Genomic DNA, 12656 nt, shown 5'->3' with positions numbered 1-12656 from the left:
GCGAGACCCGCGGCCACGAGCCCGCGAGCGCGCGGGAAAGCGGTGCTCCGCGTACGACGGCTGCTCCTGCGCGTCGTCGCCGGAGCCGCCGTGGGCGCCCTCGCCGGCCTCGGCGTGGCCCAGGCGGCGGCCCCCGCGTCCGCGACGGGCACCGCGGCCACCACCTCCTCGGCCGTCACGGTCTCCGGCCGCGGCGAGTTCAAGGACATGAAGTTCACCGTCGACCAGACCACCCACCTGACCAGCCAGGCGGTCACGGTCTCCTGGTCCGACGGCACCCCGTCCACGTTCGCCGGCACGTCGTTCAACACCGACTTCGTGCAGATCATGCAGTGCTGGGGCGACGACGACGGCACGGTGCCGTCCAACCCGGGCCCCGCGCGCACCCAGTGCCAGTACGGCGCCTCCCCGACCACCGACCGGGGCAGCTGGCCGGGCAACGACTACGACGACACCCGCAAGGTCTTCTACAGCGCCGACCCCACCAACTACGGTCAGGACAACCGGTACGGGGCCGCCAACCCCAACGCCCCGGGCGAGGTGCCCTTCAAGTCCGTCGACGGCACGCTGATCACCTCCGGCACCCAGAACAACGCCTTCTTCAACCGCAACACCACCAACGAGGTCGACTTCGCCCGCACCGGCGCCGACGGCTCCGGCAAGGAGTACTTCGAGGTCCAGACCGCCAACGAGGCCCCGCACCTGGGCTGCGGGCTGCCGGTCACCGCCAACGGCGGCACCAAGCCCCGTTCCTGCTGGCTCGTCATCGTCCCGCAGGGTCACCTCGACCTGGACGGCAAGCCCTACGCCGACCACAGCCAGGTCAACGCCGGCTCCCCGGTCTCCTCCACCAACTGGAAGAACCGCGTCGCGATCCCGCTCGGCTTCAACTCGGTCGGCACCAACTGCGCGCTCGGCGCGAAGGAGCGCGCCACCACCGGCAGCGAGCTCGCCGCCGACGCGATGACCAGCTGGCAGGCGGCCCTGTGCCCGACCGGCACGGTGTACGGCTACACCGAGCTGGGCGAGCCGGACACCCGCGCCCGCCTCACCAACGACGGCTCCTCAGGACTCGCCTTCACCACCCGCGCCCTCGGAGCCGACACAGGGACCACGGCACCCTCCGACCCGACCGTGTACTCGCCCGTCGCGCTCTCCGGAACCGTGATCGGCTTCACCGTCGAACGCAGACCGAAGGCGGGCGCACCGGACTCCGTCCGCAAGCTCGCGGGCACCAAGGTCGAGTCCGTCGACCTCACGCCGCGTCTGGTCGCCAAGCTGCTCACCGAGTCGTACCGCAACTCGCCCTGGGGAGCGGTACTCGGCGACAAGACGGCCACCGGCTACGGCTGGGCCAGGACCAACCCCGCGGGCCTGGCCAGTGACCCCGAATTCATCTCCCTCAACCCCGAGTTCGCGGACCTGTCGGTCTCCGAGACCCCGTCCACCGACACCGACCTGATCACCTCGCTCGGGCACAGCGACTCGGCCCGCGCGCTGTGGCAGTGGATCCTCTCCGACAAGGACGCCCGCGGCTTCCTGGCCGGTGCCGCCGACGACTGGGGCACCCGGGTCAACCCGTACTACAGCACCAGCGCGGACCTGAACCCGACCGGTATCGCCTTCGATCCCGCGAGCGCCGACGACTACCCCAAGAGCGACCCGTGGTGCGCGATCCCGCCGGGCACCGACGCCACGATCAAGCAGTGCATGACCGACTTCCACCCCTATGTGGAGGACATGCACTCCGGCGCCCTGCACACCCGGCGCGCCGACACCCTCTGGAAGTCCAGCTGGGACGCGCTCGCCAACCCGCCGGCCTTCAAGAGCCCGGGACCCCAGACGGTCGGCTCCCGCTTCGTGATCACGGTCACCGACGCGGCCTCCGCCGCGCGCTACGGCCTTCAGACCGCCCGGCTGCGCAACACGGCCGGTAAGTTCGTGGGCCCCGCCGCGGCGTCCCTGACCGCGGCGGCCACCGGTGCCACCGGCACCGGAGCCCCCGAGATCACCCCCGCCACGGCCGACGCCGAGGGCGCCTACCCGCTCGCCCAGCTGGTCTACGCGGCCGTCCGCCCGGCCAAGGTCGACGCGGCCGCCCGCAAGGACTACGCGGCCCTGCTGCGATACGCCGCGGGTGACGGACAGACCAGCGGCGCCGACCCGGGCCTGCTCCCGGCCGGCTACGCCCCGCTCTCCGCCGCCCTGCGCACCAAGGCGAACACGGCCGCCGACGCCCTCGTCCACTACACCGCACCCAGCTCGACGCCCTCCGACGGCTCGGGTACCGCCGGCGGATCGAGCGGCGGCTCCACGGGCGGCGGCTCCACCGGCGGCAGCGACTCCCTCGGCTCCGGCGGAGGATCGGGCGGCACCGTCTCCGGCGGTTCCACGGGCGGCGACAGCGGCAGCGGCGGCAACGGCGCCACGCCGAGTGCCGGCGCGAGCACGAGCGCGAAGCCGAGCGCCGCACCGTCCTTCGACGGCGGCAAGGCCCTGCAGACCACCGCGCTGGGCACCACGCCCGACGATCCGGCCAACTCCCTGCGGTACGCCGTCCCGATCGGCGCCGCGCTCGGCGCCTTCGCCGGCATCGGCGCGCCGTTCGCCGGCGGCGGCAGGCTCCGGCTCCCGCTGCGCATCCCGCTGCCCGGCGGCCGTGGAGTGACCGTCCCCGCGTTCACCCTGCCCGAGTGGCTGCGCAAGCGGCTGCCTTCCGGGCGGAGCTGAGCGCGCGGAGCGCGGGCCCGCCGGGCCCGCGCTCCCCACAGACGGCCGCCCGCCCCGAAAGGCAGTCGGGGCGGACGGCCCGTACCACCCTGCCAGATCCTCCCGACGTCACGTCGCACACCTTCTGGAGACTCTCAATGCGCACGATGCGCCTTTCGGCGGCCATGGTCGCCGCCGCCGTGGTGTCCGGCTCGCTGGCTCTGGCGAGCCCGGCGTCCGCCGACCCCACCCCCGCCGGCACCTTCCGCAACCTGGTCGGCGTGGGTTCGGACACCACCCAGGACGTGCTCAACGCCCTGGCCGGCGACACGGTCAACGGCAAGGGCTACGCCGACAGCGCCGTGAAGGCGGCCAGCGGTGCGGGTGTCGCCTCCTACGACGCGATCGAGCCCGGCACCGGCTCCACCACCTCGAACATCCAGACCCGCACGGGCGGCCCGTCCTTCCTGCGCCCCAACGGCTCCGGCAAGGGCCGCCTCGCCCTCAGCATGTCGCTGACAGGCGACAAGTTCCCCGACAGCTCGGGCGTTTCCATCAAGGGCCAGGTCGACTTCGCCCGCTCCTCCAGCGGCCCGAGCACCTCCGGCACCGCCTTCACCTACATTCCGTTCGCGCGTGACGCGGTCGGCGTCGCGGTCCACGGTTCGGCCCTGAACACGCTGACCGTCGACCAGCTCCACGACATCTACTCGGGCACGCTGACCGAGGTGAACGGCCAGACCGTGCACCCGAAGATCCCGCAGTCCGGCTCCGGCACCCGCAAGTTCTTCCTCGGCGCCATCGGCCTCACCGACGCCACGCTCTCCCCGAACGTCGGCACCGTCCAGGAGAACCAGGCCAACGGCGCCCTCGACGCGGACGGCACGCTCGTCCCGTTCTCGGTGGGCAGCTGGATCGCCCAGAACAACGGCATCTCACCGGACTTCAGCACCACCGCGGCCGCCGCCGGCGCCCACCTGGCCGCCGTGCAGCTGCCCGGCGACGAGGGCGCCACCACCCCGGTCACCACGGTGAACGGCAAGCTCGCTCCGGTCGGCGCCTACTACGAGAACGCCACCTTCGGCCGCGACGTCTACAACGTCGTCCCGACCCGGGCGATCGACCCGACCGGCGTCTTCTTCGACAAGGACCTCTACGACGTCTTCGTCACCAGCGGCACCCACGAGGCGGCCCTCGCCTCCGACGCCGCCGAGGGCGTCATCGCCAAGTTCGGCTTCGTGAACGAGTCCTACAACGGCTCGGTCAACCCTGCCAAGCACGCCAAGCTCGGCGGCCTGGAGGAGTCCGGTGTCGACGCGTCCACGCCGGCCGCGCCGACCCTGAGCGGCACCCGCGGCGACGGGAGCGTCAAGTTCAACTGGACCGCTCCGTCCGCCACCGGCCTCCCGGTCACCGACTACCGCGTGACCCTGACCGGTTCGGACGGCGCCGTCGTGGCCGTCAAGGACCTCCCGGCCACCACCACGTCGTACACCTTCAGCGGTCTGGCCCTGGGCCACTACACGGCCGAGGTCTCCGCCGCCAACCTCAACGGCAGCGGTGCCGTCGCCTCCTGGGCCGGCGACATCAAGTACACGTCCACCACCAAGGCGACCGCCGTGACGACCGCGTACGGCAAGACCCCGAAGGTCGCCGTCACGATCACCGGCACGCACGGTGTCGTCCCGACCGGCACGGTCACCGTCAAGGAGGGCACCACCACCCTCGGCACGGGCACCCTGGACAGCACCGGCAAGGTCTTCGTCAGCCTGTCCAGCCACCTGAAGGTCGCCAAGCACAGCCTCACGGTGTCCTACGCGGGCAGCGGCAAGCTCCTGACGTCCAGCGGGACCGCCTCGTTGACCGTCTCGAAGGCGAGCCCGAGCGTCAGCACCACGGCGCCGACCTCGATCAGCCACCTCTCGCAGGCCAAGGTCACCGTCAAGGTCTCCGCGACCGGCACCACGCCGACCGGCACGGTCCGCATCTACGAGGGCTCGCACGTCGTCGCCACCGGCACCCTGAGCGGCGGCAAGGTGACCATCAAGCTGCCGAAGCTGTCCCGCGGCACGCACACCCTGCACGCCTGGTACCTGGGCTCCACCACGGTGAGCTCGAAGACCGGCACCACGTTCAAGATCAAGTCCACCTGATCCGTGGCCTGTTGAACCACCCGCTCGCCGGGGGCGCCCAGTAGGGCGCTCCCCGGCGGGACCCCTCTTTGTTTTCCGCCCATCCCGTTCCATGAGTTGAGTGAAGGAGACGTGCCGCCGTGACGGTCGCCGTACAGACCACGCTCGCAACGCCCGTGCCGTGGCCGGGTGTTCGGAGCGTCACCGCCGTCCGGCATCTCGCCCGCGGCGGCCTGCTCACCCTCGCGGCCCTGCTGCTCGGCCTCACCGCGCAGCTGCTGTTCCTCAGCGGCTTCCAGGAACGAGCGGCACAGCACTCCGCGTACGACTCCCTGCGCGCCCAACTGGCCCTGGGAACCGCGCCGGTGGCCCAGACCGACCAGCAGGGTGCGCTGCTCGCCCCCGGCACGCCGGTCGCGCTCATCGACATCCCCGCCCTCCACGTCCACCAGGTGGTCCTCGAGGGCACCGACTCCGGCGTCATGACCGACGGCCCCGGCCACCGCCGGGACACCCCGATGCCGGGGCAGGCCGGCACCAGCGTGCTGATGGGCCGCGCCGCCGCGTACGGCGGTCCCTTCGAGCACCTCGGCGACCTCGCCACCGGCGACACGTTCAGCGTGACCACCGGCCAGGGCAAGGCGAAGTACCAGGTCTTCGGCATCCGACACGCCGGTGACCCGGCACCCGCACCGCTCGACGCGGGCAAGGGCCGCCTGGTCCTCCTCACGGCCACCGGACCGGACTTCATGCCCGGCGGAGTGCTGCGCGTCGACGCAGAGCTGGTCTCCGCGGCCGCGCAGACCCCGGCCGCGGTCATCCGCTCCGGCACGCTTCCCGAGTCCGAACAGCCGCTGGCCCGGCCCGGCGGAATGCCGTGGCCGCTGGTGATGTGGCTCCAGGCGCTGGTGGCCGTGGCGGTCGCCGCGGTGTGGGCCTGGCACCGCTGGGGCCGTCACCAGACCTGGATCGTGTTCGCGCCGGTCGTCGTCGTTCTCGGCCTCCAGGTCGCGACCCGCGCCACCGAACTGCTGCCCAACCTGATGTGACACCGCCGACCGGCCCCACCCCCGTGACCCGTCCGAGCCCGCCTCGACCCGTGATGTTGCAGAGCCCGACCCGACCTGATCCGACCCGACCCGATCCGACCTGTGCCGAGCCCGGCCCGACGCCGTGCGGAGCCCGCCTTGACCCCGTTACCCAGCCGAGCCCGACCCGATCCCGCCATGAGGTGCCCGACGTGACCGATGCGACCGCCGCGCGTGACAGCGCCGCGACAGAGACCGCCCCGACCGACAGCGTGCCGGCCGCCACCGCCGGGACCGGCCGTGCGCCCGCCGCCACCGCCGTCATCGACCCGGGGACCGCCATGGGCGACACCGTCGCGCTGCCGCCCGTCCCGGGGACCGCCGCGGCCGACACCGTCGCGCTGCCGCCCGCCCCGTCAGAGGTGCCCTTCCCGGCCCGGCCGACGGCCGCCCCCGCGGAGCTCGACGCGCGCGAGGTGTCGGCCTGGTTCGGCAGCCACCTGGTGCTGGAGCGCGTCTCCCTCACCATGCCCGCCGGACAGGTCACCGCCCTGATCGGCCCCTCCGGCTGCGGCAAGTCGACCTTCCTGCGCACCCTCAACCGGATGCACGAGCTGATCCCCTCCGCCGCGATGGCCGGCGAGGTGCTCTTCGACGGCGAGGACATCTACGCACCCGAGCGGCGGCTGACCGAGGCCCGGCGCCGGATCGGCATGGTCTTCCAGAAGCCGAACCCGTTCCCGGCGATGTCGATCTACGACAACGTGGTCGCAGGTCTGCGCCTGACCGGCACGCGCACGGGCCGCCGGGAGAAGGACGAGCTGGTCGAGGAGAGCCTGACCCGGGCCGGTCTGTGGAAGGAGGTACGGGACCGACTCCGCCAGCCCGGCGGCGCGCTCTCCGGCGGCCAGCAGCAGCGTCTGTGCATCGCCCGCGCCCTGGCCGTACGTCCCCGGGTGCTGCTGATGGACGAACCGTGCTCGGCGCTCGACCCCACGTCCACCCGCCGGGTCGAGGAGACCATCCACGAACTCGCCGGCCAGGTGACCGTCGTGATCGTCACCCACAACATGCAGCAGGCGGCCCGCGTCTCCCAGCAGTGCGCCTTCTTCCTCGCCGAGCAGGGCACCCCGGGCGGCATCGTCGAGCACGGTCCGACCGGCGACATCTTCGGCACCCCCAAGGACGAGCGCACAGCGGACTACGTCGCGGGCCGCTTCGGCTGACCCCCACCCACCACCGGCCCCGCGCCCACCCACGCCGAACCGCCAGCACCGCCCGCCCGCGTCGGGCACGCCAACGTCGGTCCTGTCGGCGCCGGCCCACCCGCGCCCGGCCCCCTGCGTCGGGCACGCCAGCGCCGGGCCTGTCGGTGCCAGCCCGTCGTGTCGGCCCACCCGCGTCCGGCTGCCTGCGTCGGGCTCGCCCGCGTCGGCTGCCCGTGTCCGGCTGTCTCCGTCGGGCCTGCCCCTGCTGGCCCGCCCGTACCCGGCCGCCGTGCCGGTCTGTCGGTGCCGGCCGCCCGTGCAGGCCCGCCCGCGTCCGGCTGCCTGCGTCGGGCTCGCCCGTGTCGGCCTGTCGGTGTCGGCCGCCTGTGTCGGCCCGCCCGTGCAGGCCCGCCCGTATCGGGCTGCCTGCGTCGGGCACGCCAGCGCCGGGCCTGTCGGTGCCAGCCTGTCGTGCAGGCCCGCCCGCGCCCGGCTGCCCGCGTCGGTCCTGCCCTTGCCGGCCCGCCCCGTGTCCGGTCGCCAGCGTCGGGCCCGCCCGTGTCGGCCTGTCGGTGCCGGCCGCCCGTGTCCGGCTGTCTCCGTCGGGCCTGCCCCTGCTGGCCCGCCCGTACCCGGCCGCCGTGCCGGTCTGTCGGTGCCGGCCGCCTGTGCCGGCCCGCTCGCGCCAGCCCACCCTTGCCCCCGGCCGCCCGCACCGGGCCCACCCGCGCCGGGAACTGCCCCATGCCCGGCCGCCCGTGACGGAACCGCCATTGCCGGGCCGCCTTGCCCGCTCGCCAGGCCAGGCCAGGCCAGGCCAGGCCAGGCCGAGACTGCCCGGGCCGGGTTCACGCCCGCCCGGCCCGTGCGGGGCCTGCCAATGCCCGGCCATCCCCGCGGGGCTCTCCGTGCCGGGCCCAAGTTCGCCCCGGCGCTCGCGCCGGGCCCGCCCGTGTCCGGTCACCAGGACACGGGACCGCCCGTACGAGGCCACCCGTGCCCGGCCACCGGCGCCGGGCCCACCCTCGCTGGGCCCGCCCGCGCCGGGCCCACCCGCGCCGCGCCCCGCGGACCCCGCTGTTCACGGAACGTGACGTGGCTGTCGCGCGGCAGTGACGGTTTCGGAATCCGGTTGCGGTGTTGTGAGACTGTGGAGGCCGGATAAGGGAATGCGCTCGGGTAAGCCGGGCGTCCCCTCGTGCACATCGGCGGGCGATCCCCGGCCGACCCGGATCACAGCCGGTCACCTGCGCCCGTTCAAGATCCAAACGCCCGAAGAGCCGGGCGAGTTTACCCATCCCCGTCGCCGATCATGCGCCGCGCGGTCAGATTTTCTTCCCCTAACGGGCTGAACTTTTGTTGATCGTGGGTTAGTTGGCCGCCCGATCGTCCTACCCTTCAAAGGGTGAACCAACTGATGTCCCGAGAGTCCGAGGCCGATCTCCCCGGGGAGCCGCTGCTCCCCGGCGCGCTGCCCGAGGCACTGCGCGCCGAACTCGTGGCGTTCCGTCGCGACTTGCACATGCACCCGGAGCTCGGCAACCAGGAGTTCCGCACCACCGCGGCGATCAAGGCGCGCTTGGAGCAGGCGGGCCTGAAGCCGCGTGTCCTCGCCATCGGAACCGGCCTCATCTGTGACATCGGGGACGCCGACGACGTACGCCCCATGCTGGCGCTGCGCGCCGACATCGACGCGCTGCCCATCCCGGACACGAAGAGTGACTGCGCGTACCGCTCGACCGTGCCCGACCGCGCCCACGCCTGCGGCCACGACGTCCACACGGCGGTCGTGCTCGGCGCCGGTCTCGTCCTCGCGGACCTGCACGCCCAGGGGCTGCTGCCCCGGCGTGTCCGGCTGATCTTCCAGCCCGCGGAGGAGGTGCTGCCCGGCGGCGCCCCGGACGCGATCGAGTCGGGCGTGCTCGAAGGGGTCGGACGGATCGTCGGCGTGCACTGCGACCCGAGGGTCGACGCGGGGCGCATCGGACTGCGGCACGGCGCCATCACCTCGGCGTGCGACCGGCTGGAAGTATCCCTGGACGGCGCGGGCGGCCACACCGCGCGCCCCCACCTCACCACCGACCTCGTCACCGCCGCCGCGCGGGTCGTGACCGACGTGCCGGCGCTCGTCGCCCGGCGCGTGGACGCCCGCAGCGGGCTCGCGGTGACCTGGGGCCGCATCGAGTCGGGTCACGCCTGCAATGTGATCCCGCAGCACGCCGAGCTGTCCGGGACGATCCGCTGCCTGGACCTCGACGCCTGGCGGGCCGCGCCCGACCTCGTCCACGCGGCGATCGACGAGATCGCGAACCTCTACCGCGCCAAGTCCGAGATCAACTACATCCGGGGCGTCCCGCCGGTCGTCAACGACCCGGCCGTCACCGAGCTGCTCCGCGGCGCGATGACCGCCCGGCGCGGCGCGCACTCCGTCGAGGACACCGAGCAGAGCCTCGGCGGCGAGGACTTCTCCTGGTACCTGGAGCACGTGCCCGGCGCGATGGCCCGGCTCGGTGTGCGCCCGCCGGGCGACCGCACCATCCGCGATCTGCACCGCGGCGACTTCGACGCGGACGAGCACGCGATCACGGTCGGCGTCGAGATGTTCACCGCCGCGGCCCTCCAGGACGAGCAGAACTGACGCCTCCTGGACCAGGACCCGCCCTCGCGGTCCGGTGGCGAAGGGTGCGGCCGGTGACTCCGGTCGCGCCCCCAGGCCCCCCGCAGTAGCGTGGTCCCCGTCATCGTCACCAGTCACTCTGTGGAGCAGGAACCACCCGCTCCGTCACGTGGGCCCCGTTTTCCGGACACACCGCGTGACGGTCGTGGAGGGTGCTGCGTCCTCAAACGCGCCTTTCGGTCCGGTGGTTCACAAGGACGTAACCGGCCATCGGCACGAATGGATAACGGCCAGGCGGAACCCCGTTCCCTGGACGGTCTACGCGCGTTAATGTGCGCCGAACTCAGCACCCACTGCGGGGCTTTGGAGAATGGGGAGCTTCAGATGCGTCGGATAGCCAGCCTGACCCGCGTCGCGGTGGGGGTCGCGTCGCTCGCACTCGCCGCCACGGCGTGCGGCGGCACCAGCAGCGACAACAACAGCAGCAGCAACAGCAGTTCGAGCGGCGGCGCCAAGGGCCTCGCCATCGCGTACGACGTCGGCGGCAAGGGTGACCAGTCCTTCAACGACGCCGCGTTCGCCGGTCTGGAGAAGGCGAAGAAGGAGTTCGGCTACCAGACGGCCGACGTCGAGCCCAACGACAACGAGACGGACGCCGACAAGCAGCAGCGTCTGGAGTCGCTGGCCAGGCAGGGCTACAACCCGGTCATCGGCATCGGCTTCGCCTACGGCCCCGCCCTGGAGAAGGCCGCCGCGAAGTTCCCGAAGACCAGCTTCGGCATCGTGGACTCGGTCGTGCCGGGCAAGAACGTGGCCTCCCTGGTCTTCGCCGAGCAGGAGTCCTCGTACCTCGCCGGTGTCGCGGCCGCCAAGGCCACCAAGAGCAACACCGTCGGCTTCATCGGCGGTGTGGACGTTCCGCTGATCCACAAGTTCGAGGCCGGCTACACCCAGGGCGTCAAGGACACCAAGCCCGGCGTGAAGGTCCTCTCGCAGTACCTGACCCAGACCGCGGCCGAGGGTGGTTTCTCCAGCCCCGACAAGGGCAAGGCCGCCGCCGAGGGCCAGATCGAGAAGAAGGCCGACGTCCTCTACGCCGCGGCCGGTCTGTCCGGCCAGGGTGTCATCGAGGCCGCCTCCAAGGCGGGCGTGTGGGCGATCGGCGTCGACTCCGACCAGTACAAGCAGGCGGCGCTGGCGGCGTACAAGGACAAGATCCTGACCTCCGCGCTCAAGGACGTCGGCGGCGCGGTCTACACGCTGTCCAAGTCGGTCCACGACGGCAAGCCGCTGACCGGCACGCAGACCTTCGACCTCAAGGTCAACGGTGTCGGCCTGGCCGACAGCAACCCGAAGATGGGCGAGATCGCCGGTCTTACCGACGCCGTGGCCAAGGCCAAGGCGGCCATCGTCGACGGCAGCATCAAGGTCAAGACCAGCTAGTCGCCGCGAGCGGCGGGTGATCGCGGCGGGCCGGTCCCGCCACCTCCCCGCCGGTCGGGCGAACACGGTCGAAGCACAGCGGAACGGGCGGGCACCTCAGGTGCCCGCCCGTTCCGCTGTCCGTTTCCGGGGTCACCCACCGCCACATTCCCTTTGCGATCGGCAAGTCCCCGGCCCGTCGGTGAGTGGCGTCGGGCACAGCCGGATAACAAGGTGGACAGAAGGGGTTTTCTAGTTGGTCTACGCGCGTTAATCTGCGGCGAAGCCAGCGCCGAAGCTGAACCGTCAGGCGCTGAACGACAGGAGCACAACTAATGCGCCGGGTTACCCGCATCGCGCTCGCAGGTACTGCGACCGCCTCTCTCGCCCTCGCTCTGTCCGCCTGCGGCGGCACCTCCACCTCCTCGTCCTCCACGGACTCCAAGGGCGGTCACAAGGGCCTCGCCATCGCGTACGACGTCGGCGGCAAGGGCGACCAGTCCTTCAACGACGCCGCGTTCGAGGGTCTGAAGAAGGCGAAGAGCGAGTTCAAGTACGCCACCGCCGACGTCGAGCCCACCGATGGCGAGACGGACGCGGACAAGACGCAGCGCCTGGTCTCGCTGGCCAAGCAGGGCTACAACCCGGTCATCGGCATCGGTTACTCCTACGGCCCGGCCGTCAAGGCCGCCGCGGCGAAGCTCCCGAACACCACCTTCGGCATCGTCGACGACTCCACCGTCACGGCGAAGAACGTCGCGGACCTGGTCTTCTCCGAGCAGGAGGCCTCCTACCTCGCCGGCGTCACCGCCGCCCTTTCCACGAAGACCAACACCGTCGGCTTCGTGGGCGGCGTGGACGTTCCGCTGATCCACAAGTTCGAGGCGGGCTTCGAGCAGGGCGTCAAGGACACCAAGCCCGGCGTCAAGGTCCTCTCGCAGTACCTGACGCAGACCGCCCAGGAGGGTGGCTTCGCCAGCCCCGACAAGGGCAAGACGGCCGCCGAGGGCCAGATCGAGAAGAAGGCCGACGTCGTCTACGCCGCGGCCGGTCTGTCCGGTCAGGGTGTCATCGAGGCCGCCTCCGCCAAGAAGGTCCTGGCCATCGGTGTCGACTCCGACCAGTACCTGCAGCAGGCGCTGGCCCAGTACAAGGACTCGATCCTGACCTCCGCCACGAAGGACGTCGCCAAGGCGGTGTACAACCTGGCGAAGTCGGTCGAGGACGGCAAGCCCGAGAGCGGTATCGTTCGGGGCGATCTGAAGTCCGGTGAGGTCGGCCTGGCCGATTCCAACCCGGCATACAAGAACAACACCGCGATCCAGGACGCCGTCAAGGCCGCCCAGGAGAAGATCATCAGCGGTGCGATCAAGGTCAAGACCAGCTGACGAGCAGTACCTCAGGAGCAGCCAATGCGGTCCCGGGGAAGTTCGGGTGCGTCTCTGTGCCGTCCGGCACGGGGAGGCGCCTGTTCTGCCCCGGAGCCGCTTGGTAACCGCGGGGTTACGTCCGCTCAACGGGATACGAGGAGTCTGGCTCC

At 72.0% G+C, this 12656-nt stretch carries 7 protein-coding genes; all 7 read left to right on the top strand.

Translation table 11 applies throughout. The annotated features are described in order from the left end of the window. Positions 1-42: 42 nt before the first annotated feature. Complete coding sequence (locus ACFYR3_RS09120; RefSeq protein ID WP_389282202.1) at positions 43-2730, top strand: hypothetical protein; 2688 nt, start codon at positions 43-45, stop codon at positions 2728-2730. A gap of 137 nt (positions 2731-2867) precedes the next feature. Next, positions 2868-4862, top strand: coding sequence for an Ig-like domain repeat protein (locus ACFYR3_RS09115; RefSeq protein WP_355851766.1), 1995 nt, complete (start codon positions 2868-2870; stop codon positions 4860-4862). A gap of 119 nt (positions 4863-4981) precedes the next feature. Beyond that, entirely contained in the window at positions 4982-5890 is a 909-nt protein-coding gene (locus ACFYR3_RS09110; RefSeq protein ID WP_389282200.1) for a sortase, read from the top strand. Positions 5891-6210: 320 nt separating this feature from the next. Further along, positions 6211-7095: a phosphate ABC transporter ATP-binding protein PstB gene (gene pstB / locus ACFYR3_RS09105; protein ID WP_389282398.1), complete on the top strand. Its 885-nt coding sequence runs from the start codon at positions 6211-6213 to the stop codon at positions 7093-7095. A gap of 1399 nt (positions 7096-8494) precedes the next feature. Beyond that, positions 8495-9715 (top strand): M20 family metallopeptidase, encoded by a 1221-nt coding sequence (locus tag ACFYR3_RS09100; protein WP_389282396.1) that lies wholly within the window; start codon positions 8495-8497, stop codon positions 9713-9715. Between the two features lie 363 nt (positions 9716-10078). Then, positions 10079-11137, top strand: a complete 1059-nt coding sequence (locus tag ACFYR3_RS09095; RefSeq protein ID WP_355851771.1) for a BMP family ABC transporter substrate-binding protein — start codon at positions 10079-10081, stop codon at positions 11135-11137. A gap of 314 nt (positions 11138-11451) precedes the next feature. After that, on the top strand, positions 11452-12504 hold the full coding sequence (locus ACFYR3_RS09090) for a BMP family ABC transporter substrate-binding protein (RefSeq protein WP_355851774.1): 1053 nt from the start codon (positions 11452-11454) through the stop codon (positions 12502-12504). Positions 12505-12656 lie beyond the last annotated feature (152 nt).

Source organism: Streptomyces sp. NPDC005784, assembly GCF_042871525.1.
GTDB lineage: Bacteria > Actinomycetota > Actinomycetes > Streptomycetales > Streptomycetaceae > Streptomyces.
This window is presented reverse-complemented; position numbering and strand designations above follow the sequence as displayed.

Excerpts from the sequence above, each read along its gene's own strand:
- ACFYR3_RS09115 (WP_355851766.1), top strand. The coding sequence starts at position 2,868 with ATGCGCACGATGCGCCTTTCGGCGGCCATGGTCGCCGCCGCCGTGGTG.
- pstB (WP_389282398.1), top strand. The coding sequence starts at position 6,211 with ATGGGCGACACCGTCGCGCTGCCGCCCGTCCCGGGGACCGCCGCGGCC.
- ACFYR3_RS09100 (WP_389282396.1), top strand. The coding sequence starts at position 8,495 with ATGTCCCGAGAGTCCGAGGCCGATCTCCCCGGGGAGCCGCTGCTCCCC.
- ACFYR3_RS09095 (WP_355851771.1), top strand. The coding sequence starts at position 10,079 with ATGCGTCGGATAGCCAGCCTGACCCGCGTCGCGGTGGGGGTCGCGTCG.
- ACFYR3_RS09090 (WP_355851774.1), top strand. The coding sequence starts at position 11,452 with ATGCGCCGGGTTACCCGCATCGCGCTCGCAGGTACTGCGACCGCCTCT.